Consider the following 24,790-nt stretch of genomic DNA (forward strand, 5'->3'; position numbering starts at 1 on the left):
TACGCCGATCGCCGTCTCTCGAATGTATGGATTGTTTCCAAGAAACTGAAGTTACTTCTGTTTGTTGTTTTTCACGGCCTTAGGTGCTTTTTTATCGGCGTTTTGTGGAGCTTCTGCTTTCGGCTCTGAAGCGGAGTTATCTTGTTTAACGGTCTCAACACAGGCCTGTAAAGCCGCATGGTCTTCAGCGGCTTGCACGCAGCTTAGATCTTTTTGATCAATTCTGATTCTTTCCAGAATGCTTGCTATATGGCGTTCTTTATCCGCTTGAAATGTCGCAGGATCAGTCTCTGCAACCGCTATTGCCGAAGTCATTGAGCTTGCGGTATAGACCGCTGCCGACAAGATTAATTTTGTAAAATTCATATTTTGGCCGCCAGAGATTGTAATCAAGTGGAATTGTCCAAAAAATTACGCTGCAAGAGTCTATATGTCAAACGATAATTTGCTTTCAGGATAAAAGTCAGAAAATCCGCCATCATCTATGCTGTTCGGAGATTTTCAATCTCGAGCCGGACAGGTTGGGCAACTACTTTTCGTTGCCCAACATTTTTATGACTTTGGCGGGACAGCACCCTTAAGCACAAAATTTCTTAGCTTTATCAAGAATTCCCTGTATATCCAGGCCGCATAGCGCCAGTAATTCCTCTCGGGTTCCTTGCTCGACAAAGCTGTCCGGCAGGCCGATATTCAGCACCGGCATCAGGATTTGTTGGGCTTGCAGGAAGTCATTGACGGCGCTGCCTGCGCCGCCGGCGAGTACGTTTTCTTCGACGGTGATCAGCACATCGTGGCTTTTGGCTAATTCAAGCACCAGTTGCTCATCGATAGGTTTGACGAAGCGCATGTTGACGACGGTGGCTCCCATCTGTTTGCCCGCTTCCATAGCCGGGGTTACCATGCTGCCCCAGGCCAGGAAGGCAATGCGGCTGCCTTGATGACGAACTTCGGCTTTGCCTATCGGCAATGCGGTCATGGTTTTGTCGACCGCAACGCCGGGGCCTTTGCCGCGCGGATAACGCACGGAGGCGGGGCCTTCATGCATAAAACCGGTGTAGAGCATTTGCCGGCATTCGTTCTCATCGGCTGGCGCCATGACCAGCATATTGGGAATGCAGCGCATGTAGGTGTAATCGAAACTGCCGGCATGGGTCGGGCCGTCGGGGCCGACTAGGCCTGCTCGATCCAGGGCGAACAATACGTCCAGGTTCTGGATCGCGACATCGTGAATCATCTGGTCGTAAGCCCGTTGCAGGAACGTCGAATAAATCGCCACGACGGGTTTAGCGCCTTGGCAAGCTTGTCCTGCGGCTAGCGTTACAGCGTGTTGTTCGGCAATCGCGACATCGAAATAACGCTTTGGGTAGCATTCTGAAAACTTGACCAGCCCGGAACCTTCGCGCATGGCCGGAGTAATGCCCAATAAGCGCTCGTCTTTTGCCGCCATATCGCAGAGCCATTCGCCGAATACTTCGGTGTAAGTCGGGTGCGGGGAGGGCGCGGATTTGGGCAGGCAATCTTTGCTGGGATCGAAAGCCGGTACGCCGTGATAAGCTAGCGGATCCTTTTCGGCAGGCGCATAACCCTTGCCTTTTTGGGTCACGATATGCAAAAAGCGCGGTCCGGTAATATGCTTCAGGTTTTCCAGGGTGGACACCAGCATGTCGATGTCATGTCCGTCGATCGGGCCGATATAGTTAAAGCCCAGCTCCTCAAACAGGGTACCCGGAACGACCATGCCCTTCATGTGTTCTTCGGTGCGCCGCGCCAGTTCCCAGACGCTGGGCATGCTGCTCAGGGCTTTTTTGCTGCCTTCGCGCATTGAAGAATAAAACTTGCTGGACAAGATTTTGGTCAGGTAATTGTTCATCGCGCCGACCGGCGGCGAGATCGACATATCATTATCGTTCAGGATCACCAGCAGGTTGGCGTCCAGGGCGCCGGCGTGGTTCATCGCCTCAAACGCCATGCCGCCGGTGATGCTGCCGTCGCCGATGATCGCGACCATTTTCTTGTCTTCGCCTTTTAACTCGGACGCAATCGCCATGCCCAAGGCCGCGCTGATCGAGGTGCTGGAATGGCCGACGCCGAATGCATCGTATTCGCTCTCCGCCCGATTAGGGAATGCAGATACCCCGTCCTTGGTACGAATGGTGGTCATCCGGTCTTTGCGTCCGGTCAGGATCTTGTGCGGGTAAGCCTGATGGCCGACGTCCCAAACCAGCTGATCGGACGGCGTATCGAACACGTAATGCAGGGCTATCGTTAATTCAACCGTACCCAAGCCGGCGGAAAAGTGACCGCCGGAAATGCTCACGGTATGGGTTAAATACTCGCGCAGTTCTTTTGCCAAAGGCTTAAGCTGGCTTTTCGACAGCTTGCGCAGATCGGCTGGGGTGTTGATGTCTTTGAGCAATGGGTAGTTATGTAATGTATTCATATTAATAAAGAGGTTCGCGATAGAACATCAGGATGAGGCCAATCTGGAACATGGCGGCAACAGAAATAAAACCGGCAATTTCCTTGCCCGGTCTGTCCAATTTTAACTCCAGCCAACGGCCGGTTGCCAAGATTAAGGAAAAAATTCCCATCATGGTATGGCCGACCTGGATAAGGAAAGCACTTTTAGGTTGAAAGCCGACATGCGAGTGGGTCAGCAGCATTAAGCCGCCAAAAGCCGCCAGCAACGGAAATACGAAAGGTAGTTTGCTGTCCGGGGTCTTGGTTATCCGGGCGCTCAGCTCCATAATGCCGAGTACAAACACCAGCAAGGTCGCAATCCGGTGCTGCAACACTTCGCCGTTATTAAAAGTGCTTTCCCAGAAGCCTATCGGACCTAAGGGCCAAGTTTCCGCATCGCTACGGAAAAACAGGAAGATGCCCAGTCCGACGAAGCCCAACGGCCAGTATTTTAACCGCTCAAATCCGGATTTGTTGACGTAGGACAGCATCGCAAAGAAGCTCATCACGGTCAGGAAAATGCCGGAAATGTTATGGTTGTAGTTAGACCATTCGGTTGCGGCCAGGGAAGGCACTTGGCCGACAATCGCAACGCGCCCGGCTTCACCTGCAATCAAATCGGTATGCGTTGGCGAGCTTGTTTGCGGGATTTGCGGGTTAAAAGTATTCAGGACTTCCTGCCAGCTCGCCGTCAATGTCGGAATGTCGATAGCCGGAGGCTGGGAAGCCAGACTGGCGGCGGTAAACAACAAGGTGACCAAAACAAAGGTTTCCGCTTCAATATAATAAGGAACGCGGTTGTTTAATGCGTGATGGTCGCCGGAAAAGCCGAATGCCAAGATGGCGGACCGATTTAACCAGGCAAATCCCAAAGCGATAGCCATTAAAGTGATTTTTACCATCAATAAATTGCCGTAGCCGGTACCGATCAGGCCGTTCCAGGTGTCGATGTATTGTAATGCAATAGGCAGACCTGAGATCAGGATCATCGCAACCGAGGCTATGCCGAAAGTGGAGAAACGCTTAAGCAATGCAGGCCATAATTCGGCCGGAACCTGTTTACTGCTGCGTAACAGCCAAATATTGACCAACTGAAAAACGCCGCCGATCCAGGCTGCTGCGGCCAGTTGATGGACGACCGTCAGCGACATCAAGATGAACTGGTTTTCAAAACGCCCGGCGCCATGCACCAGCCAAGCGCCGGAAATAATCATCGGCAAGGCTACGATGCTGGCGGTTATCCAGTGCCGTTTGGAAAAAGGATTTTTGCTGAGGTATTGATAACAGTAACCCGCCAAAAACACCGTCAGTACTGCGCGAACTAGGCCGCCTATGAATTGCGTAGTGCCGGCGAACTCAGGAAACGGCCATCGTTCAAGTACCGCGGCCATTAACCATATTTTAAGAATGATCTTGAAAATTTGAGCCGCAGCCAGCCAAAAACCGCCTTTGTACAATAGGGTAATGGTTCTTTGCAGCAATACCGCGTTATATCCATCGTTATTAGTCCATGGACGTAAAACAAAAAGTCCCCAAAACAGGCTGCCGATTGCCAGTGCGAAGCAAATCAGGTCAAATCCGCCTATGAGAGAATCAAGAAAATCAGCTATGCCGGCCATTGTAAAAAAAACCTATTGTGAAACGGAAAAATGGATGACGTCTTCAGTTAAATGACCATCGGCAGCAAAGACTTTGAACCTGAGCGCATAATCACCGGATCCCAACGCCGGAATATGAATAATAATTTGGCCTTGTTTGCTGCCGTTGGATACTTGCAGTAATTCGTGCTTATCGCCTTTACTGACCAGAAAAACCTGAGACAGTCCCAACTCGATCTTGGAGTTAAAACTAAGCTCCACTTTGTCCGGCCGGTTGGCGTGAATGGGCGTGATTTTTAATGAATAATCCGTGATAACCGCGTGGGCGAAGATCCCATGAGATTGGCTCAATGTTAACGATAATAAACACAGCGAAATGATTTTTTTCATGACTCTTTCCTACTTAGTTGCCTTTTTTGCCTTTCAGGGCATGACCGGCCAGATTTTTACCTAAATCCCAGATCGAGCCTGGGATTTGATGTGTGTCGGAAATGGCTTTATCAAATGAAGTAATAATAGTGTCACGGTCTTTTTGCGTTAAGTTTAACGGCGGCAACAGCTTGACCACGTTCATGCCGTGTCCTGCAACCTGCGTCAATATGTGGTGCTCCTTAAATAAAGGAATGGTGACCATTTGACAGAACAAGCCTTTGTTGGCCGCTTCCAACATCGCCCAGGCCGCCTTCAGTTTCAGGCTTTTGGGTGACTGGAATTCAATCGCAATCATCATGCCTTTGCCGCGCGCTTCTTTGAGGAACTCATATTTCCCGGTCATCGCGTTCAGGCTGTCGATGATGTCCGTGCCGACTTTCATGCTGTTTTCCACCAGCTTCTCGTCTTCCATCACACGCAACGTGGCAAGACCGGCTGCCATCGCCATATTGTTTTTGGAGAAGGTGGAACCGTGAACGATAGCGCGGTCCATGCGGTTAAAAACGCTATCCATGATTTTATGCGTCATCGCGACTGCGCCGACGGGGACAAAGCCGCCGGACAGGGCTTTAGCCATGCAGATCATATCCGGTTTAACGTTCCAGTGGTCGATCGCCCAGAATGCGCCGGTGCGGCCCAAGCCGGTCTGAACTTCATCGGCCACAAACAAAGTGCCGTATTTTTTACATAAGCGCTCGACTTCCGGTAAGTAATTGTCATCCGGCAGGTTGACGCCTTTGCCTTGAATCGGCTCGACCACAAAAGCGGCAACGTCTTTGTTGCTTAACGCTTTTTCCAATGCTTCAAGATCGTTAAATGGAACTGCGCTGCAAGCGGGCAGCAGGGGGCCGAAACCTTCACGGAAAATCTCTTCGCCGTTTAATGACAAAGCTCCCATCGTCAAGCCGTGATAGCCGTGCTCGCAAAAGACGATTTTTTCACGCTTGGTGGTGTAGCGGGCAAATTTGATCGCCGCTTCTACGGATTCGGTTCCAGAATTGCAGAAAAACATCTTGTCCAGATTATCCGGCGTAGTTTTTAGAATTTCCTTAGCCAGTAGGCCGCTGAGTATGGAGACATCCATTTGCACCAGATTGGGCAGTTCCAGCGTCAAGGTTTCTGTTAACGCGCTGATGACGGTCGGATGATTCCGGCCGATCGCAAACACGCCGAAGCCGCTTAGCAAGTCCAGATACTCCGTGCCTTCCTGGTCATAGAGATATTGACCGACAGCTCTTTTGTAATGGCGGTCATAGCCGATGGTTTTTAGCATTCTGACCATTTGATTATTGAGATGCTGTTCGTGCAGATCAAATTTATCAGTGCTATGTTGCGCAAAAAGTTCGGCGATACTGAATGACATTAGATACCTCAAAAAATTAAATTCTTTTGCCGCTGAAAGCTGGCAGGACTATTAAAGAACACATCACTGTGAAAGTAAGGCCTATGGCTAATACTAAGCCCATGCTGGCCATTCCCCGGTGAGCGGTGAAGGCCAAGCTGGAAAAGCTGCATAAGGTCGTTATGGAGCTGAAAATAATGCCTCGGGTGGTGCTGCTTTGCAGCAAATTTTCATCTTCACATTCACTGGAATGGTGCCTGTGCATGATAAGGATGCTGCTGTCGATGCCCATGCCCAACAGCAAGGGCAGGGCGATAATATTGGCGAAATTGAAAGGATTATCCAGCAGCACATTACTTGCGCTGGTCAGTAAAGCGGCAAGCAATAACGGCATGATAACCAGCAGGGTCTTTCTGACGTTTCTGTACATCAGCAATAATAACATCACAATGGCAATGAAAGCGCCGCTAAATGCTTTAACAAAAGCATTAACCACGATAACGCCCCCGGCCTGATTAAAAATCGGCAGGCCGGAAACGGTGTTATCAATAGCCTGCACTTGGCTGACAAATTCTTTTAGATTCTCCGGTACGTTTTGATCTTTTTCAGGCGTGATCAGGATTCTGTATAGGCCGGTGGAGCTGACCCAGTGCGATGTTATCTCCCGCGGCAGGTCGTCCATTCCAAACGGTACTGGGGTCAAGCTGGTTCGGAGGCGTTCGATGGTGAACGGCAGCAGGCCTAGAATGTTTTTTTCCAACTGTACATAACTGTCGGCAGGAATAGGCGTGCTGTCTGCCTGATTCACGAATGCGTCAACGCGCTGCTGCAATTGCTGCAAGGTTTGTTGCGGCGCATGAGGGGACTTTTCAACAATGGCTTTTTTCAGCGCTTCATTGAATTTAATCAATGCGGCTTGCTGGTTGTGGTTCGCGGTATTGAGAGTGCTGTCGAAGTTTTTAATTTGACCGCCCAGCATCAGATTCAAATCTTCAATAGTTGTCAGCTTATCGTCCTGGTCTTTGGCGACAAAACTCGCCAAGGTGATAGCTTCATGTACCGACGGCTGCTGTTCCAGTCGGGCGGTGATTTTGCCGGCGTCTTCAAGGTTGTTTGCCAGCGCGGTCAGCGCGAAGGGGGATTCGGTTTTTGATTTCAGCAGTTCTTTAATGGTCACGACCGATTCGCTGTTTGGATCTCTCAGGTTGATAGGGTCGTAATCAAAGGTGAAATCGGCCAATACGAAACAGGCGCCGATGCCCAGCAATATGGATACGATTTTGATACCGGTCGAAAAGCGGAACGGAAACGTGATGATAAAGGCCGGGGTTAACGGCGAACGTATCGGTTTTACATTATTGACCGGAAAAACGCAGAATATGGCCGGTAACACGGTCAGCGAAATAATCAGGCCGATAAAGATCCCGCCGCCTGAAATAACGCCTAACTCGGATACGCCGGCATAATCGGTCGGGATGAACGCAAAAAAACCGATCGCAGTGGCCAGGGCGCATAAAAACAAGGAAGAGCCGACATCGCGGATGCTGATCAGGATGGCTTCGCTGTTTGACAGACCGTCCGCCTTGCCTTCTCGGTAATGCAGGCAGATATGGATCGCGTAATCGACCCCCAGTCCGATATATAAACTGGCGAAGGTGATGGAAATGACATTTAAATGCCCGACGGTGACGGCGGCGAATCCGGCGGTGAATATCAAGCCCATGACCAGAACGACATAGGTCGTAACCAGTAATCTTATTGAACGCAAACCTATCCATTGGACTGCGCAGACTAAAATCAGCGACAACATGCCGGAGAAAGCCGCGCCTTTGGTCACGCTTTCAAGTTCTTCGTGTTCCAGGGCGGTTTCGCCGGTTATGCGGATGCTGAGCGACGGATTTTCGGCCATGATGCCGTGACTGATTTCACGCGCTGCCGAGAGCGCGACATCGGCGGGCAGCATTTCATTAAAATGCATTTTAGGCTTGGCGATGACGATGGTCCGGTTAAATTTTGTTTGCGCGCCTGCATCCTTGTAATCGTCGGTATTCGGCTTGTTTTCAGCCAGTATGTTTTGCCAGGACACATAGTGCGACTTGCCGTTTAACTGGTTTTTCAGAATATCGTCGATAGCGACGAGTATCGGATTCAAGTCCATAGGCAAGGCGTTGTCATGCCGGTTAAGCGCTTGACCGATAATGCCGAACAGGCCTTCAAGGTGATAATTCTGAGCAAGGTGGCCGATGAAAGGCTGGGCGTCGGTGAGTTTTTTAGCCAGTTTATCCAGATCGTTTTGATTGAGATAGAGCAGGGCTTGTTGCCTGAAAAAAGCATTGTCCGTGGGGATGTAGGCGGAATCAAAGCGATCGTTTGCTCTATTTAATTGCTCGGCGAGCTTGGCGGCGGCTTGAGCCGTTTCTTCCGGCGTTTCGGCCTGAACCACAAAAATAATGGTATTGGCATCCTCGGGGAATGCCTGATTCAAATGCGCCTGGTTCTGCTGGAAAGGCAAGTCGGGGGACAGCATTTCAGCGGTGTTGGTGTTAATTTCCAGGTTTTTAAGGGTGTAAACGAACGTGGCGCCGCAGAGCAATAGCGACAACAATAACAGCGTCCAAGGGCAGCGCATGATTTGCCGTTCGCACCAGCCAATAAGGGTGTTGAAAAAGGATGACATGCTGTTTATTGCTCGTGGCTGGCTAATGCGGTCAAATGATGGAGCTGTTTGGCAATCAATTTTAACGTGTTTTTGGCGGCATTAAAATGTCGGCCCAGTTTTATAAGTCCCGGTAATTCGGAAGGGTTGAGCACGATAAACAATAACAATTTACGCAAAACAATGTCGCCGTGATCATTAAGCGAATGATTGATGGCTTTGGGCAAATCCATGTGAGCAGGATCGGCGATGGCGCGGATCGCTAAAAAAGGCAGGTTGTTTTTCCGGGCGACTTTGGCTATGGCGATGCTCTCCATGTCCAATGCGATTGCCCCGGTATGTGCGTATAGGTGCTTTTTTTGCCTGCCGGTTGCTACGATGCCTTTGCTTTCGGCTAAACTGCCGGTGTGGACCGGTAGATGGGATGACAGCAAGTTATGGGTATGGCTGTGCCATTCAGCGTGAATGCTGATCTCAAGCAACTCGATATCTATCAGCGTATCGGTCAGGACCAGATCGCCAGGTTTTAGTGTTTCGCAGAGGGCGGCCGCGCAACCCCAGCTGATCAGTTTGGTGACGCCTTGTGCAATCAATAACTCAGATGCCGCGCGGGCATTGTCCGGGCCAGCGCCGGCATAGACGAGGACGATTGCGTCGGTAATAAAAACACAGCACCCTTTATCAATTTTTTTTGAGGTCAGGGTGCTGAGTTCTTCCGGCAAAGCTACAACAATGCCGGTGATCACTTTCTGAGGAGCTCGTTACGGTAGCGAGCCAGCGCCCATAGCGGGAAGAACTTGTCGTAACCGTGGTATTTGAGGTAGAAAACCTTGGGGAAGCCAGGAGCGGTAAAGCATTCATCGTTCCATACGCCATCCGCTTTCTGGTTGCGCAGGATGAAATCGATACCCGCTTTCACTTCGGGACTGTGAGCCTCACCGGCCGCCATCAATGCCAAAACGGCCCAGGCTGTTTGGAATGCGGTGCTGAAATGATATTTTCCGCTATGGCTTACATCGTGGTAGCTGTAGTTGTCTTCGCCCCAGCCGCCATCGCCGCGTTGTACGCTTTTCAGCCATGCTGCGGCTTTGGTGTACATCGGGTCGGTTTTAGGCAGGCTGGTTTGCTCAAGGCCAAGCAGTGCCGACCAAGTGCCGTAGATATAGTTAGTACCCCAGCGGCCGAACCATGAACCGTCAGCTTCCTGTTCGCTACGGATGTATTCGATAGTGCGTTCTAACGCAGGCAAATATTCGGCGTGATCCTGAGCCACTCTGGCCATCAGCATCGCGCAACGCGCGCTGACATCGATTGTAGGGGGGTCTAATAACGCCCCGTGATCCGCAAAAGGAATTTCATTCAAATAATAGTAAGTATTATCGACATCGAACGCGCCGTAACCGCCATTTTTGGATTGCATGCCGACTATCCAGCGGGTTGCCCGGTGTATCGATTCGTCCAGGTTGGGCACGTTCGATTCCGCCATCGCAAACGCAACAACCGCAGTGTCGTCGACATCGGGATAATGCGGGTTTTCAAATTGAAACGCCCAGCCGCCGCCTGCCAAATCTGGTTTGGAAATACGCCAGTCGCCGGGCTCGTCAGATAGCTGTTTGCTTTTAAGCCAGTCGTAAGCGCGAGTCAGGTTTTGGCTGTTGCCCGCCTTGTCGGCTTCCTGTAAGGCCAGTGCGGCCAGCGCCGTATCCCAAACCGGGGACAAGCAAGGTTGGCAGTAGGCGTCATGCTCATTGACGACCAGTAATTTGTCTATGGCTTTGCGCGCGGTGACGACATGTTCATGATCTTTAGGCATGCCTAGCAACAGCATGGCTTCATAAGCGTTGACCATCGCCGGAAAAATTCCGCCCAGGCCGTCTTCGCCGTTCAGGCGTTCAATAAACCAGTCTTTGGCCTTTTGAATCGCCAATTCATGCGCTTTTTTCGGGATTAACGGACGCGTTACCCGGCCCAGTTTGTCCAGGCCCAGGAAAAGTTTATTTAACAGAGTTCTTTCAGGGAAATAGTGTTTTTCTTCATCGGGGTGAGTGACGAAAAGCTCCAGCACATTGATGTTGTTGGGGTTCTTTGCTGTCGCTTTTAAAGTGCAAAGAATAAACAGCGGCACCATAACGGTTCTTGACCAGTAAGCTACTTTGTCCAGATGGAACGGAAACCAGCTGGGGAACAGCATGATTTCGACAGGAATATACGGAACACCGCGCCAAGGCAATTGCTCGAAGGTCGCCAGCGCAATACGGGTAAAGACGTTGGCTTTTGCCGCTCCGCCCTGGCTGAGGATATAGCTTCTTAAACGGACCATATGCGGCGCGTCGATAGCATCGCCGGTCATTTTTAACGCGTAATAAACTTTAACGCTGCAACTGATGTCGCCGGGGCCGCCGGTAAACAGCGGGTAGCTGCCGTCTTCGGATTGGCGTGATCTTAAGTAGTTGGCTATTTTGGCCTGCAGCAGCTCATCAATTTCACCCAGATAGTGCATCATCATGATGTATTCGGATGGAATCGTGCAGTCGGCTTCCAGTTCGAATACCCAATAACCGTCTTTGTCCTGCAGGCTTAATAATTTATCCTGCGCTTTGTTAATGGCTCGATTGAGATCCAATGAATAATTATTAACAGTGCTCGATGAACTCGAAATGTGGCTGCCGGTATTTATTTCTGAATTGGTTTCATTAAACATAAGTTACGTCCTTAAAGTTTTATCTTGGCTTTTGAGGATGGTGTTGAATATGTCCAGTCGGGCGTTTTGAGTTCACGACTTGTCAGGTTGAAAAGTAAGGTCAACATGGTGTTGCTACGTCCTGTTAATCGGGTCGCTAAAATAGTCGCTTTAACGCTGTTGCGGGTGATTTTGACTTGATCGGAATCGGTAAAATCCAGGTTTTGCTTGATTTTCTTCAAGGTTAAAACAGCCATACCCAATGCCCAAAGACAGAAGTTGCGGAGACCGGTCTCATGGCAGGGCAACAACAGCGTGTATTTCAGCGCGTTATGCAAATGGCCGTGAGCAATGCCGATTAAGTGTTCCAAGCCCTTTCTGAAGCTTTCGTCATTAGTTTCCGGTGTCAGCTTTTTAAGGTCAAACCCCGTTTCGGTGAAAATATCCTGAGGTAACCAGCAAACGCCGCGTCCTGCATCGTCCCAAATATCCTTTAATATGTTGGTCATTTGCAGACCTTGGCCGAAGGACACCGAAAGGGTAAGCAATTCCTCTTTGTGTTGTGCAATTTCCGGTGAGTAATGGCAAAAAAGCTTGGCCAGCATTTCACCGACGCAACCGGCAACGTAATAGCAATACCTGTCCATGTCGGCGAGTGTTTCAAGGCCGCCATGCAGATCCTGGGCTTGGAAGATCGGCATGCCTTCAGCCATGGTTTCTACACAGGTGGCCAGCGCCTCGATTTGATCGGGGTCAAATTTGTGGGTGATTTGGATAACTCGCGGCAATACATGAATTAAGGTGTGCTCCGCGGGAATCGTCTGAGCGGACAGCAATGGTGCAAGTTCCACGGCAAACGGCTCTGAATTGATGCCGGTTTTTACGATCTGAATAAACTCGGAGCAAAAATATTTTTTTTGTTCGGGGGACAGGGAGACTTCGTCTTCTATGGTGTCGACAATACGGCATAACAAATAAGCGTTGGCGACTGCACCGTATAACTTTTCCGGCAATTGGGGAATGGTCAGCGCAAATGTTCTGGAGACACCCTCAAGTAAGAGAGCTTGAAATTCATCGTCAGAACATTGGCTGAGCGATTTTGGGTTATCCAGAGATATTTGAGTTTCACTCATGATATTTTTAATGCCGGCCTACAAGTTTAATTTAGGGTAATTGCAGGCAATAATAGACTGTTTGTTGGTATTTTGCAAAGCAATGTTGTTTTGTTGCAAATATGATAACCCTGTAGTCGTTGAAAATTGTTTTTTATAGTTAAAAACAATTCGTTATATGATTTTTTGTCATATTTATGTTGATGGCAATAAGTGGCGCTCTACGTCGATATTTGCACATGCACACTATAAAACTGGAGTCGTCAGTTAAAAGATAGTATTCTAGTCAACAATAGATAAGCGATTGTATTATATAACAGGCTTGTCAATATGCCTTGATTTCTGCCGTTCAAAAGTAGTAGGTAGTTGTATTTTGGTGAATATTGTCGGCTTGTTGCTTTATTGGTACAGGTTTGTCGTTTCGCAGTGTGTGGTTTCAGGGCGTTTATATTTATATGTGCGCCATTAAGTTTATCGAAGTTTTTTGGAGGGTTTGCTCGTGGGAGTTCCTTTACGTCAGCAGTTAACTGTAGGCAGTTATTTGATTAAGCAAAAGTTGAAAGGGGTTAAAAAATATCCTTTGGTACTGATGCTTGAGCCGTTGTTTCGTTGCAATTTGGCCTGTGCAGGCTGTGGTAAAATCGATTACCCTGATGATATTCTCGATAAGCGTCTTTCATTTGAAGAATGCATGCAGGCTGTAGACGAGTGCGATGCGCCAATGGTGTCTATTCCGGGCGGGGAGCCGCTTATCCATAAAGAAATGCCGCAAATCGTTGAGGGTATTATTGCGCGGAAGAAATTCGTTTACCTGTGTACCAATGCGCTCTTGTTGAAAAAGAGAATTGACGATTATAAGCCGTCTCCTTATTTGACATTTTCAATCCATTTGGATGGGATGCAAGAGCGGCATGATACATCCGTTTGTCAGGAAGGCGTTTTTGAGCGCGCCGTTGAAGCCATAAAATTGGCTCTGGACAAAGGCTTTAGGGTCACCGTAAATTGCACCCTGTTTCAAGGCGAAAGCTCCCAAGAAGTTGCCGATTTCCTGGATTATGCGATGGAGCTGGGCGTAGAGGGCATCACCATTGCCCCCGGCTTCAGTTATGAACATGCTCCCCAGCAGGATGTATTTATTAAAGGTAGCGACGTCAAGGACTTATTCCGCGGCATTTTTAAAATCGGTAAAAACCGCAAATGGAAATTAAACCATTCGACGCTATATTTGGATTTTCTGGCCGGTAATCAAAATTACGATTGTACGCCTTGGGGAAATCCAACCCGTAACGTGTTCGGCTGGCAAAAACCTTGCTATTTATTAGCTGATGAAGGTTATGTGTCGAGTTTTCAGGAGCTTCTGGATACCACGCCTTGGGACAAATACGGCACGGTCAATAATCCAAAATGCGCGAGTTGCATGGCGCATTGCGGTTATGAGGCGACAGCTGTTGAAGATATGTTGGCGCATCCGGTGAAGGCATTGCTCACATCTCTTAGAGGACCAAAAACCGAGGGTGAGATGGTGCCTGAGGCTACGCCTGAGTATGCAAAAGAAAAATTGTCGTCAACTATCGCAGGCATTCCTGTCAGAGTAGAGATTGTCGATTAAAATTTACTTAGGCTAAAGGCTAAAGGCTAAAGGCTAAAGGCTAAAGGCTAAAGGCTAAAGGGAGCCGGTTTTTCACCTTTTGCCTGATTCAAATACATATTGGTGTTTCGAGGTTTTTTGATTATGGTTTTCAAAAGTGTGAGGTTAGCTATTGCATTTGCGTTCTTTTTATTTGGGACAACGAGCGCTTTTGCTATGGACGAAGGTGCGGCAACCGCAAAGCAAGTAGTAGAGAAATTTCAGGCCGACCTGATCAATGTGATGAAGGAAGGCAAAAAATTAGGTTATGCCGGAAGGTATGAAAAACTAAAAGATCCTATTTCCAACAGTCACGAACTGAATAAAATCGCCCGCATTGTTGTCGGTAAGGAATGGGAGAAATTATCCGAGGAGCAACAACAAAAGCTGGTCGACGTATTCAGCCGATTAAGTATCGCTTCTTATGCGCACAACTTTAAAGATTATTCGGGTGAATCATTTGTATTCGATTCGGAAGAAGAAACGACAAGAGGCGGCGTTGTTTTGCATTCTCATCTGGTTATTCCTGGCGACAAGCCGGTTAAATTCGATTACATGTTAAAGGAAAAGGGCAGCAGCTGGCGGATTATCAATATTATCGCCAATGGTGTGAGCGATTTGGCGTTGAAAAGATCGGAATACACCACCATCTTACAGCGCGAAGGTTTTGATGCTTTAATGGCCAAGATTAACGAAAAAATTGATAATTATTCAAAACAGTAGGTTTTATGCCAATGAACAGACCATGCAATGGCAAACGCAGCATTAAAATGCGGCACACATTTTCAAGCATACTGATTGGGGCCAGCATCGCGTTGGGCGGCTGTGCGACAACAGAAGTCGTTGACCAGCCAACCGTAGCGAACAAGACTGATCCTTATGAGAACTTCAACAGGAAAATGTTTGTTTTTAATGATCACGTTGATAATTATGTAGCTGAGCCTATTTCAAATGCCTATAAATGGATAACCCCGCAATTTATGCAAACGGGTGTGTTCAACTTCTTTAATAACCTGAAGAATGTCAATGTGGTAATCAATGATGTCTTACAGGCTAAATTTTCGCAAAGCGCTGAAGATACCGGGCGGCTTGCGATCAACACCACAGTAGGTTTGGGTGGCCTGTTTGATGTGGCTAAACATGTGGGACTGGAACAAAATGAAGAGGATTTTGATCAGACTTTAGCGGTATGGGGTGTGCCTCAAGGCTCTTATTTGGTGTTGCCTTTTTTAGGCCCGTCAACGTCTCGCGGTATCCCGGGGGCGGTATTTGATACGGCGGCAAATCCTTCCAGTTATGTAGGTTTGCCGGTGCAATTGGTCTCTATGTTGAATGCGCGAGCCAGTGCGGAAGGCGCATTGAAATTCATCGATGAAGCCGCGTTAGACCCTTATGTATTTACGCGCGAATCCTTCTTGCAATGGCGTAATAACCTGGCGACGGACGGAAAGGCTGAGGCGTATTCGGATGTAGACGGTTTTGAAGACGAGTTGGGCGGCGACAAAGGCGAAGCTTCGGGGAAAAAATCGTCTGGCGATGCAGTCTCAAGTAACGAGCCGGGTTTTGCTCTGCGTCTGGACCCGGAGACTAAGCGGTTTGAGCAAGTCTCACAGTCATTTAGCAGCGTCGCCCAATCGTTTGACGATACCGCCAAGTCGTTTGAAGAGGCCGCCACCAAAGTAGATAACTTTAGAAAATCAAAAAAGCGTAGGTAAAAACCGCGAGCGGTATAAGGCGAAAGGCAAAGAAGAGCGGGAGTTTGTTTTTTCGCTTTGCGCCTTTCGTCTTAATAAGGTAATAAAGAATCGATTTCGCAATCCATTAGTTTTTCTTTTCCGGCCATAAAATCCAGCACCTCACAAAATCGGCTCTTCTGCCGTTGCAGTCTTTATTCGAATAATTCACCGCCCGCTTTGGCCTGCCGGTAAAATCTTCCATTAATAAAATACGGTCACTTGCCAAAGGGCGCATACTTGGGTCCAGGTCCAGGCCGAGAACGTTTTCAATGCACGAGGTAGTCTAGTTTAATGGTGAATATCAGTCGGTTCCTTCGTTTTCTTATTGTTGATCCGGTAAACTTAAGTTTTAAAGGCAAGCTCCTTGCTGTTGCTTCCGGTTTCAGCGCCATATTGATTATGGCTTTGCTTACGCAGAAATTAAGCATGGGCTTGGCTCAGCCCGTTATCGTTGCCTCGATGGGCGCTTCTGCGATTATTCTGTTTATTATGCCGCACAGTCCGTTGGCGCAACCTTGGCCGTTTTTTGGCGGGCAATTGGTTTCCGCTATTATCGGCGTCGCATGCGCCCAGTGGATTGCCGATACGGCAACAGCCTCGGCATGTGCCGTTGGCGGCAGCATTTTTGCGATGCTGTTGCTGCGTTGCCTGCATCCTCCCGGTGCTGCGACCGCGATTGCACCGATTCTGTTCGATACTTCTTTGGGTTACGGTTTTGTCCTAATGCCGGTGGGCTTGAATGCGCTGATCCTGTTGGCGATGGCGATAGTCATTAATCGCTGGGTGTTGCGGCATCAATATCCAACAGTTCCCGGTGCGGATGCTATTGATAAATCTACCCAGCAAACCGGTATTTCGGACCAGGATTTGACGCTGGCGCTGGAAAGCATGGACATGTTCATGGATGTTTCGTCGGGAGACCTGCGCAAACTGCTTGCCGACGCAGAGGCGCGAAGCTTTAAGCGCTTTAAGGGCTGCATTACCTGTGCGGACATTATGCTCAGGGATGTGCCGGCCGTCGAATACGGGACGGAAGTCGAGGAAGCCTGGAATATCATGCATAAGCAAAAACTCAAGGCGATGCCGGTTATTGACAGGGCCAGGCGGGTGATTGGCATTATCACCTGGAATGATTTCTTTAAGTTTATTGACCTGAGACCTTATGACAGGTTTCAGGATAAATTCCGGGCATTTATACGGCGTACCCCGGATATATCGACCGATAAACCGGAGTCGGTCGGTCACATGATGAGCAGGTCGGTTGTCGTGCTGCCTGAATGCACCCATATCGCCGACCTTGTTTCATTGATGTCTACCCAAGGCTATCGGCAGATTCCGATAGTCAACGGTGAAAATCGCTTGGTAGGCATGGTTTATCAGGCCAATTTAATCGCCGCGCTTTATGATGAACAATTGGCTGCGGTGGTCAGTCAGGGATAGCGGGGACCTCGTTTCGATGACTGAAGATGCGCCGTGTTGCTGATTTTTCCGGTCGGGATAAAAGTTAAGTACAATACTCAGTACCTCTACAAAGGCAGATTTCTTAGTTTCCGGCGTTTATTTTGATTATTAGAATTTCCCTGTTGTTGGTTCTGGCTTCATTACCGGTGTTTTTATTGGTAGAGCTGTTGTCGTGGTTGGCCGTGTCCGGCTTGCCGGGTGCATTAACCATGCTGGGAGCTGCGATGCTGTTAAGCGCGTTTACGGTGTTGATAATCGCCGGGTTATTAGGTGTTGTTAAAATAACCGTCCTCTCTGTTGTGGATTATTTTTCGGCCAAACAGCGGGTACAGCGTCGGCTATGGTTTAGGCAGGCCAGACAAGATCAGGTTAAGCGCTTGTTTTATTTCAAAACAAAACAAATAAAGTATTTTAATGAACTCAGCAGAAAACGCCTGTTAAAGCTTAACAACCGCAAGCACATCCGGTTGTTGTCCAAAGCCATCGACAAGGATCTGTTGTCGAATAAAACCAAATTGCCGGAAACGACTTACCGGCAACTGCAACAAGACAATGTCCGCCATCGCAACCGGCAGGACATCGAGGCATTGTTAAAATTGCAGCAACAAATATCCGACCTTGTTTAGCCTATGACTCTTGTAAAAAACTGGGTTTTAAATGCGGTTAGTCTGCTTCATTCGGTTAAAGATAAAAACCTGAAATGGCGGCTGGCTAATCAGGGCGACCAGACCAAGCTCAAGCATGCCCGCGTCCTGGCCGAAAAAGCCCTGGAAGCCGAATTAAAAAAGAAAAGCGTACAGCTGGAGCACGATATAAGTTTGCTGAAGACCAAACATGACGCCGAACTGTCGATGTTCAGGACCAAGTGCAAGCAGGATGTTAAGGATTATAAACAGTACCTGGCGGCGCTGGATCAGCTCAAATCTTCAATTCAGGCCAGCTATACCCATCTGCCTGAGGCGGTCGCCTTCACCATTCATCATCATGCGAAATATTTGCTGAATAAAATGTGGGAAGCGGAGGATTTTGAACAGAAAATGCAGCACGAGATGCAGCTAATCCGGTTTATGACGACCGTCCATGAAGATGCGCGCTTGCATCTGGAAGGTGAGACTACGGAAAATCTGCCGGAAAGGACGCTGAATTTGATTCAGCGGCAATAATTAAATTTGAATGATCAACCACGAAGACACGAAGTTCACGAAGAAAAGCTTAAGATAAAAACTTTGTGTCTCGGCAATTGCTCCTGCATTGCTCTACCTCCCGCATCCGTGCGGTCGTTCGTGGTGAACAATTGCCAGTTTTTAAGCCAGCTTAGCCTTTAAGAAATCAATAACCTCCGCAAACGGGATTTCCTCGTTTGTCTCGGCCGTTCTGGCCTTGTATTCAACCGTGCCGGAATCGAGGCCGCGATCGCCTACCACGATGCAGTGCGGGATGCCGATCAGTTCCATGTCGGAAAACATAAAACCGGCGCGGACTTTTCGGTCATCGAACAATACATCGATTCCGGCAGCCAGCAAGTCTTGGTACAACTTCTCCGAGGCTTCTTTCAGGCGCTCGGACTTGTGCATGTTCATCGGGCAGAGCGCCACCTGGAAAGGCGCAAGATTGGCCGGCCAGACGATGCCTTTATCGTCATGGTTCTGCTCGATCGCGGCTGCGACCACGCGGGAAATGCCGATGCCGTAACAGCCCATAGTCATAATCTGGTTTTTGCCGCCTTCGTTGATGACGCCGGCTTTCATCGCCTCGCTGTATTTGGTGCCCAGCTGGAAGATGTGGCCGACTTCGATACCGCGAGCCAGCGTGATTTGGCCTTTGCCGTCGGGGCTGGGGTCGCCTTCGACCACCATGCGAAGATCGGCAATGTGGTCCGGTACAGGCAAATCGCGTTCCCAGTTAACGCCTTTATAATGCTTGCCGTCCTGATTCGCGCCGCAAACGAAATCGGACATCAAGGTCACGCTACGGTCGGCGATGATCTTGATGTTCAAGCCTATTGGGCCGATAGAGCCGGGTTTGCAGTTGCAGGCGCTGAAGACTTGCTCGTCGCCGGCGAATTCAAGCGGCGAGGCGATGCCGTCGATTTTTATCGCTTTAATCTCATTAAGGTTATGGTCGCCTCTTAACAGCAGCGCAACCAACGTGTCTTCTTCGCCCTTAACGATCAGAGTCTTAAGGCATTGCGTGGCGGGGATGTTTAAAAAACCGCAGACTTCTTCGATGCTGTGCTGGTTGGGCGTGTCAACCAGCGTCAACGCTTCGGTAGCTGCGCCGCGAGAACCTGCGGGCATCACCGCTTCGGCTTTTTCAACATTGGCCGCATAGCCGCTGCCAGTTGAGAACGCAATCGCATCTTCGCCGGAATCGGCCAATACATGGAATTCATGCGATACCGCACCGCCGATAGAGCCGGAATCGGCGACTACCGCGCGAAACTTTAGACCTAAGTGATTAAAGATGTTGGTATAAGCCTGATGCATCGCATCGTAAGTGAGTTGCAACGATTCATGATCCAAATGAAAGGAATAGGCGTCTTTCATGATAAACTCGCGCGAACGCATCACACCGAAACGCGGACGGATTTCGTCGCGGAATTTGGATTGGATTTGATAATAAGTGATCGGCAGCTGCTTGTAGCTTTTGATCTCGTTGCGCGCCAGATCGGTAATGATTTCTTCGTGAGTGGGCCCTAAGCAAAAATCGCGGTCATGACGGTCTTTTAACCGCGCCAGTTCCGGGCCGTATTGTTCCCAGCGTCCGGTTTCCTGCCACAGTTCGGCCGGTTGCAGGCCGGGCATCAACACTTCCAGCGCGCCGGTTTTTTCCATTTCTTCGCGGGTGATTTTTTCGACCTTGCGCATGACCCTCAGTCCCAAGGGCAACCAAGTGTAAAGACCGGCGGCCAGTTTGCGGATCAGGCCGGCGCGGATCATCAGTTGGTGGCTGGCTATTTCGGCATCAGCAGGCGTTTCTTTAACGGTATTGAGCGGGAATTGAGTAGTGCGCATTATGTTTTAAGGAGCTGGACAATGAAAAACCGCTATTTTACCGATTTAATGCCGGTTTAGTCATCCCGTTATCGTAATCAATTCAGGCGGCCGGTTTGTTGCCGATATTATTATCGGCATTTATTTACAGTATGGGGGCTTTAACGCGCCATTCTTGTCAGACAATTTGACGTGAGGTTGTCAATCGCTCACGAAAATGAAGGTTTTTTGCTTTTGGAAAAATATTGATTCATCAAGTTGGTTTATTGTTTCCGCGCTACGTGTTATTTTTCATAAAAAATTTTTAGGCTTACTAAGATTATGGTTAAAGGTTTACCTTTGGAATACGCAGCGGATATTTTAATTGTCGATGATACATTGGCGAATTTGCAGCTATTATCGACGCTTTTGAAAGAAGAAGGCTATAAAGTACGCCCCGCCAGCAACGGCGCTATGGCCCTGCAAGCGGTTGCGGCAAAAAAGCCGGACTTGATCCTGCTGGATATTAAAATGCCTGAAATGAGCGGTTATGAGGTCTGCGCGGCGTTAAAAAACAATCCTGAAACCAAGAATATTCCTGTGCTATTTATCAGCGCCTTAAATGATGTTGCCGATAAAATCCAGGCCTTTAATGTGGGCGCTCTCGATTACATTAATAAACCTTTTCAATTTGAAGAAGTAAAAGCCCGGGTCGCCACCCATTTGCGTTTAAAAGCCTATGAAGACGACATGGAAGCGCAAATAGTGCTGGGCATCCGTGAAATCGAGGGCTTGAATCAGGAAATCATCGATACCCAGCAAGAACTTATTTTTACGATGGGGCAGGTTTGCGAAACCCGTTCGCACGAAACGGGGCAGCATGTAAAACGTGTCGCCGAATATTCGTATTTATTGGCAAAATTATACGGTTTTGAACAGTTAGACCTGATGAAACAGGCGGCTTCCATGCACGACATCGGTAAAGTCGCTATTCCCGACAGCATTTTGAATAAGCCGGGAGCGTTGACCGACGAAGAATGGGCGACCATGAAAACGCACAGCCATTTGGGTTATCAGATGCTCAGTGTGTCGCAACGCCCCCTATTTAAACTGGCCGCGACGATTACGCTGGAACATCATGAAAAATGGGACGGTACCGGCTATCCCTATGGCATTAAAGGCGAAGAAATCAGCGTGGCCGGGCGCATTACCGCGGTCGCCGATGTGTTCGACGCACTGGGGGCTATGCGCTGTTATAAGCCGTCGAAGAGTTTGGAAGAGATTTTAGAGATTTTTCAACAAGAACGCGGCCGGCATTTTGACCCTGATATGGTTACGCTGTTTTTTGACCATTTGGATGACTTTATCGTTATCCGAAACAAATATACGACAGCTGAATAGCCGAGCAAAATGCCCATACTATCCGTTGCCTTAAACCATCAACACATCGCCGATATTCCCTTTACATCCTCTGCCAACGTATTCAAATTGTTGGCGATGTCTGAACATACACGGGTACGGTCAGCGTGTCAGGGCAAGGGTACATGCGGCCTGTGTCTGGTGCGTATCGACCAGGGCCGGACCGGCGAGCTGACACAGTATGAACATCGGCGGCTTAGCGCCGGCCAGATCGCTCAAGGCATCCGTCTGGCCTGTCAAATCAGGTTGTTTGACCACGCAAGCGTTACCCTGATTAATCCGCTGGCTATCGATGCGTTGGATAACTTGACCGTGCATTCGCCACTGGCGGCTAATGCCCGGTATGCTGCGGCAGTCGATTTGGGGTCAACGCAGTTGCGAATCAGCCTATGGGATAGCGTCCATCGACGCCGTATTGCAGGCTATTGCGGATTTAATCCGCAAGCTTATTACGGCACGGACATACTCAACCGCTTGAACGCCGCTGCGACGGATAAGGCCGCAGGGACGGCGATGAGCGAGCTGATACAGGACACGGTGGAGAGTGTGCTCACGGAGTGGGCAGACACTAATCAATTGAGCATTACCGAAATCTTGCTGGTCGGCAATACCGCGATGTTGGTGTTGTTGGCGAACAAGCATGTTGAGCAATTATTACAGCCGGCGTACTGGACGCAAGCCATCGATTGCTCCTTAGATTTTTCGACATTGGGGCAAACGCAAATTCCTATTTCCGTCGTTCAGCCCGTAGCGGGTTTTGTCGGTTCCGATCTGTTAGTTGGCTTATTGGCTGTGGGTTTAGCGCAGAGTGAGGGGAGTGCGTTGTTTGTTGATTTTGGCACCAACACCGAGATGGCTTTATGGCATCGGAACAAATTATGGATCACGTCAGTTCCCGGCGGCCCCGCGTTTGAAGGTTGCGGCATTAGCTGCGGCGTTGCCGCCGAGCAGGGCGCGATTAGTCATGTTAATTATGACGCCGCGACAGGCGAGTTTCGCGGTGAATTAATCGGTACAGTAAACGATACCAGCGAGATTAAAGGATTATGCGGTTCGGGCTTATGCGATGTGATGGCATGCCTGCTGGCATCGGGACAACTGAAAAAAAACGGCCGCTTTGTTCAGGCGGATTCGGAATTGGAAATCGAGTTAGTCAATCTGAATTATCGTGTTACTGTTAAAAAACAGGATATTGATATTTTTCAGCGCGCCAAAGCGGCCACAGGAGCCGGTATCAGTAAACTGATTGGCATCGCAGGTGCGACATCGGCGGATTTAACCCGGTTATGCATTGCGGGGTCTTTTGGGCGGTTTTTAAATATTCCACAGGCTCAAGCCATAGGTTTATTGCCCGATTGCGCGCCTGAAAGAGTCGAATTGTGCGGCAATACGGCGTTAATGGGATGCGAGCAATTGCTTTCAAGTTCTAATCGGGATGAGCAGTTAAATGAATTGAAGCGTTGCGTTGAAATAGTTAATTTGTCGCAAGTTGACGGGTATGAAGATGTTTTTGTCGATAATCTTTATTTGCAGCCGATGCTGTTAGCTTAACCGAGAGTTTTATGATGCTGGAAAAAGTTATCGCAGCTTATAGCGAAGCCGTTTTCGATACGGATCGAGATAAAGCGTTCGAGGTCATTCACGACGCAATCGCCCAAGGCGTTACGCCCGAGGAGATTGTTTTTAAAGTGGTGATTCCTTCGATGGAAATGATGATTAAAGCCATCAGCGAAGATTTTGACGCCAATCTCGCCCAGCATTTCATGGCTTCGCAAATCGCCTCCCAAGTCACCGACGAAATGGTCGCGCGGTTTCAAACAAGCCCGGAAACCATTGGCCGCGTAATCATTGGCACATCACACGGCGATATGCATACGCTGGGTAAGCGCATCGTCAGCGGCTGTTTGCGTTCGTTGATGATTGACGTGATTGATTTGGGCGTTAATGTCAGCGCCGAGCGCTTTGTCGATGCTGCGCTGGAACATGACGCCGGCATTATCGCCATTTCTTCGATGATGGTGCATACAGCCCGCAGTGAACAGGGCTGTCTTGCAGTACGGCAATTGCTCAAGGAGCGCGGATTAGAAGATCGCATTAAAATCATTGTCGGCGGCGCGCCTTACACATGGGATACGGAACTTTATAAAGTTGTCCGGGCGGACGCTTGGGCAAGCGACGGTATTTCAGCAGGAAAAGTCATTAAAGATTTAATCGAGGGGATGCACAAATGATGACTGGAATGGATAGATTGGTTGCGGCAATAAAGGGCGAAAAGGCGGATCGGATTCCCGTGTTTTGCAATTTGCTGGATCAAGGCGCTAAAGAATTGGGCTTGGCTTCTTTGTACGATTATTATCAAAGCGGTGAATACGTTGCCGAAGGGCAACTGAAAATGCGCGAGAAATACGGTTACGATAACGTATGGAGCTTGTTTTATGTCGGCAAGGAGGCGGAATTATTGGGCTGTCGAAAGATTTTGTTTTCGCCCGACGGCCCGCCGAATGTTGAGCATTTTGTTATTCAGTCTTATGACGATATTCACCGGCTGGAAATTCCTGACGATATTATTCATCACCCCGTTTTTGCCGAGGAACTGAAATGCCTGCAAATCCTGAAGCGGGAAGTGGGCGGGCGTTATCCGATTTGCGGCTATGTGACCGCCGCCATGGCATTGCCCGCCTTGTTAATGGGCATGGATAAATGGTTTGAGTTATTGTTCATGGGACCGCCGGAAGTGCGCGATGAGCTATTGGCCAAATGCTCCTTATTTTGTCAGCGTCATATCGCCGCATTGAGGGAGTTGGGCGTCGATGTGATCGTTTACGCCAACCCGTTCGGTTCCACCGATTTTGTGCCGCTGCCATACATCATCAAAACGGGCATACCGTGGATGAAACAGGATTTAAGCGCAGGCACGCAAGGCATCGTCTATTACTGCGGCGGGGCGCGTTTTAATCAGGTCATAGAAGCCATTATTTCGCAAATCGGCATCGAGACTTATTATTTAAGCCCTTTGGATGATATTGCGGCAGGAAAACAAATCATCAACGGCCGCGGCCTGACCTGCGGGGTTATCAATGATATTAAGCTGATTGATTGGTCGGAGGAGCAAATCAGGCAAGAGGTGAAACGCATGTTGGAGGCGGGCATGGCGGGCGGTAAATTCCTTTTCGGCACGATCCTGATGCCGTACAAAATTCCTGAACGCAATATTCGGGCGATGTTGGATAGTGTTTATGAGTTTGGGCAATGTTAATTGTTCGGCCACGGATTACGCGGATGGGCATTATCAAGA

20 protein-coding genes are annotated in these 24,790 nt (G+C 49.0%); 10 read left to right on the forward strand and 10 right to left on the reverse strand.

All coding sequences use genetic code 11. The features are described from left to right. Positions 1–51: 51 nt before the first annotated feature. The 9 genes from V3O24_RS05080 to V3O24_RS05120 all read right to left on the reverse strand — a co-directional run bounded on the left by V3O24_RS05080 (position 52) and on the right by V3O24_RS05120 (position 12,301). Positions 52–366 carry a hypothetical protein gene (locus V3O24_RS05080; RefSeq protein ID WP_104423978.1) on the reverse strand — a complete coding sequence of 105 codons (315 nt, stop codon included), beginning with the start codon at positions 364–366 and terminating at the stop codon, positions 52–54. Between the two features lie 211 nt (positions 367–577). Further along, positions 578–2,440, reverse strand: a complete 1,863-nt coding sequence (dxs, locus tag V3O24_RS05085) for a 1-deoxy-D-xylulose-5-phosphate synthase (RefSeq protein WP_104423977.1) — start codon at positions 2,438–2,440, stop codon at positions 578–580. Between the two features lies 1 nt (position 2,441). Next, positions 2,442–4,079, reverse strand: coding sequence for a CopD family protein (locus tag V3O24_RS05090; RefSeq protein ID WP_331306466.1), 1,638 nt, complete (start codon positions 4,077–4,079; stop codon positions 2,442–2,444). A gap of 12 nt (positions 4,080–4,091) precedes the next feature. Then, complete coding sequence (locus V3O24_RS05095; RefSeq protein ID WP_331306467.1) at positions 4,092–4,448, reverse strand: copper resistance CopC family protein; 357 nt, start codon at positions 4,446–4,448, stop codon at positions 4,092–4,094. Between the two features lie 13 nt (positions 4,449–4,461). Continuing rightward, positions 4,462–5,853, reverse strand: a complete 1,392-nt coding sequence (locus V3O24_RS05100) for an aspartate aminotransferase family protein (protein ID WP_331306468.1) — start codon at positions 5,851–5,853, stop codon at positions 4,462–4,464. A 16-nt stretch (positions 5,854–5,869) separates the two neighbouring features. After that, the gene (locus V3O24_RS05105; RefSeq protein WP_331306469.1) at positions 5,870–8,509 is read right to left on the reverse strand and encodes an MMPL family transporter; all 2,640 of its coding nucleotides are present in this window, start codon (positions 8,507–8,509) and stop codon (positions 5,870–5,872) included. 5 nt (positions 8,510–8,514) lie between these two features. After that, the gene (locus V3O24_RS05110) at positions 8,515–9,234 is read right to left on the reverse strand and encodes a phosphorylase (RefSeq protein ID WP_104423973.1); all 720 of its coding nucleotides are present in this window, start codon (positions 9,232–9,234) and stop codon (positions 8,515–8,517) included. Next, a complete protein-coding gene (shc, locus tag V3O24_RS05115) occupies positions 9,231–11,189 on the reverse strand; it encodes a squalene--hopene cyclase (RefSeq protein ID WP_331306470.1) in 1,959 nt (652 codons plus the stop codon). Before shc ends, V3O24_RS05110 begins: the two co-directional genes overlap by 4 nt. An 11-nt stretch (positions 11,190–11,200) precedes the next feature. After that, positions 11,201–12,301 (reverse strand): phytoene/squalene synthase family protein, encoded by a 1,101-nt coding sequence (locus V3O24_RS05120; protein WP_331306471.1) that lies wholly within the window; start codon positions 12,299–12,301, stop codon positions 11,201–11,203. Positions 12,302–12,779: 478 nt separating this feature from the next. Between V3O24_RS05120 and hpnH the strand changes: the two genes are divergently transcribed. The 6 genes from hpnH (at position 12,780) to V3O24_RS05150 (ending at position 18,267) form a co-directional block, all read left to right on the forward strand. Next, positions 12,780–13,889 carry an adenosyl-hopene transferase HpnH gene (gene hpnH, locus V3O24_RS05125; RefSeq protein ID WP_331306472.1) on the forward strand — a complete coding sequence of 370 codons (1,110 nt, stop codon included), beginning with the start codon at positions 12,780–12,782 and terminating at the stop codon, positions 13,887–13,889. 123 nt (positions 13,890–14,012) lie between these two features. Further along, on the forward strand, positions 14,013–14,630 hold the full coding sequence (locus tag V3O24_RS05130) for an ABC transporter substrate-binding protein (RefSeq protein ID WP_104424083.1): 618 nt from the start codon (positions 14,013–14,015) through the stop codon (positions 14,628–14,630). Positions 14,631–14,641: 11 nt separating this feature from the next. Beyond that, the gene (locus V3O24_RS05135; RefSeq protein WP_104423969.1) at positions 14,642–15,622 is read left to right on the forward strand and encodes a VacJ family lipoprotein; all 981 of its coding nucleotides are present in this window, start codon (positions 14,642–14,644) and stop codon (positions 15,620–15,622) included. Positions 15,623–15,934: 312 nt separating this feature from the next. Next, on the forward strand, positions 15,935–17,083 hold the full coding sequence (locus V3O24_RS05140) for an HPP family protein (RefSeq protein ID WP_104423968.1): 1,149 nt from the start codon (positions 15,935–15,937) through the stop codon (positions 17,081–17,083). 122 nt (positions 17,084–17,205) lie between these two features. Then, positions 17,206–17,730, forward strand: a complete 525-nt coding sequence (locus tag V3O24_RS05145; RefSeq protein WP_331306473.1) for a hypothetical protein — start codon at positions 17,206–17,208, stop codon at positions 17,728–17,730. Between the two features lie 3 nt (positions 17,731–17,733). Then, complete coding sequence (locus V3O24_RS05150; RefSeq protein ID WP_331306474.1) at positions 17,734–18,267, forward strand: hypothetical protein; 534 nt, start codon at positions 17,734–17,736, stop codon at positions 18,265–18,267. A 141-nt stretch (positions 18,268–18,408) separates the two neighbouring features. Here the strand turns inward: V3O24_RS05150 and V3O24_RS05155 are convergent, their stop codons facing one another. After that, positions 18,409–20,118, reverse strand: a complete 1,710-nt coding sequence (locus tag V3O24_RS05155) for a proline--tRNA ligase (RefSeq protein WP_331306475.1) — start codon at positions 20,116–20,118, stop codon at positions 18,409–18,411. 300 nt (positions 20,119–20,418) lie between these two features. Here V3O24_RS05155 and V3O24_RS05160 point away from each other — a divergent pair, with 300 nt between their 5' ends. Genes V3O24_RS05160 through V3O24_RS05175 form a run of 4 tightly spaced genes read left to right on the forward strand, consistent with a single transcriptional unit; the run spans position 20,419 to position 24,751 of the window. Then, positions 20,419–21,477, forward strand: a complete 1,059-nt coding sequence (locus V3O24_RS05160) for a two-component system response regulator (RefSeq protein ID WP_104423964.1) — start codon at positions 20,419–20,421, stop codon at positions 21,475–21,477. Positions 21,478–21,486: 9 nt separating this feature from the next. After that, positions 21,487–23,046: an ASKHA domain-containing protein gene (locus V3O24_RS05165; protein WP_331306476.1), complete on the forward strand. Its 1,560-nt coding sequence runs from the start codon at positions 21,487–21,489 to the stop codon at positions 23,044–23,046. 11 nt (positions 23,047–23,057) lie between these two features. Further along, complete coding sequence (locus V3O24_RS05170; protein ID WP_331306477.1) at positions 23,058–23,726, forward strand: cobalamin-dependent protein; 669 nt, start codon at positions 23,058–23,060, stop codon at positions 23,724–23,726. Continuing rightward, positions 23,723–24,751, forward strand: coding sequence for a uroporphyrinogen decarboxylase family protein (locus V3O24_RS05175; protein ID WP_331306478.1), 1,029 nt, complete (start codon positions 23,723–23,725; stop codon positions 24,749–24,751). The genes V3O24_RS05170 and V3O24_RS05175 overlap by 4 nt, the downstream gene beginning before the upstream one ends. Positions 24,752–24,790 lie beyond the last annotated feature (39 nt).

This window comes from Methylobacter sp. Wu8, from assembly GCF_036440755.1.
Taxonomy (GTDB): Bacteria; Pseudomonadota; Gammaproteobacteria; order Methylococcales; family Methylomonadaceae; genus Methylobacter_A; species Methylobacter_A tundripaludum_A.

What these genes read in the sequence shown, in the direction of transcription:
- V3O24_RS05080 (WP_104423978.1), bottom strand. Translation starts at nt 366, where the DNA reads ATGAATTTTACAAAATTAATCTTGTCGGCAGCGGTCTATACCGCAAGC.
- dxs (WP_104423977.1), bottom strand. Translation starts at nt 2,440, where the DNA reads ATGAATACATTACATAACTACCCATTGCTCAAAGACATCAACACCCCA.
- V3O24_RS05090 (WP_331306466.1), bottom strand. Translation starts at nt 4,079, where the DNA reads ATGGCCGGCATAGCTGATTTTCTTGATTCTCTCATAGGCGGATTTGAC.
- V3O24_RS05095 (WP_331306467.1), bottom strand. Translation starts at nt 4,448, where the DNA reads ATGAAAAAAATCATTTCGCTGTGTTTATTATCGTTAACATTGAGCCAA.
- V3O24_RS05100 (WP_331306468.1), bottom strand. Translation starts at nt 5,853, where the DNA reads ATGTCATTCAGTATCGCCGAACTTTTTGCGCAACATAGCACTGATAAA.
- V3O24_RS05105 (WP_331306469.1), bottom strand. Translation starts at nt 8,509, where the DNA reads ATGTCATCCTTTTTCAACACCCTTATTGGCTGGTGCGAACGGCAAATC.
- shc (WP_331306470.1), bottom strand. Translation starts at nt 11,189, where the DNA reads ATGTTTAATGAAACCAATTCAGAAATAAATACCGGCAGCCACATTTCG.
- V3O24_RS05120 (WP_331306471.1), bottom strand. Translation starts at nt 12,301, where the DNA reads ATGAGTGAAACTCAAATATCTCTGGATAACCCAAAATCGCTCAGCCAA.
- V3O24_RS05130 (WP_104424083.1), top strand. Translation starts at nt 14,013, where the DNA reads ATGGTTTTCAAAAGTGTGAGGTTAGCTATTGCATTTGCGTTCTTTTTA.
- V3O24_RS05135 (WP_104423969.1), top strand. Translation starts at nt 14,642, where the DNA reads ATGAACAGACCATGCAATGGCAAACGCAGCATTAAAATGCGGCACACA.
- V3O24_RS05140 (WP_104423968.1), top strand. Translation starts at nt 15,935, where the DNA reads ATGGTGAATATCAGTCGGTTCCTTCGTTTTCTTATTGTTGATCCGGTA.
- V3O24_RS05150 (WP_331306474.1), top strand. Translation starts at nt 17,734, where the DNA reads ATGACTCTTGTAAAAAACTGGGTTTTAAATGCGGTTAGTCTGCTTCAT.
- V3O24_RS05155 (WP_331306475.1), bottom strand. Translation starts at nt 20,118, where the DNA reads ATGCGCACTACTCAATTCCCGCTCAATACCGTTAAAGAAACGCCTGCT.
- V3O24_RS05160 (WP_104423964.1), top strand. Translation starts at nt 20,419, where the DNA reads ATGGTTAAAGGTTTACCTTTGGAATACGCAGCGGATATTTTAATTGTC.
- V3O24_RS05165 (WP_331306476.1), top strand. Translation starts at nt 21,487, where the DNA reads ATGCCCATACTATCCGTTGCCTTAAACCATCAACACATCGCCGATATT.
- V3O24_RS05170 (WP_331306477.1), top strand. Translation starts at nt 23,058, where the DNA reads ATGATGCTGGAAAAAGTTATCGCAGCTTATAGCGAAGCCGTTTTCGAT.
- V3O24_RS05175 (WP_331306478.1), top strand. Translation starts at nt 23,723, where the DNA reads ATGATGACTGGAATGGATAGATTGGTTGCGGCAATAAAGGGCGAAAAG.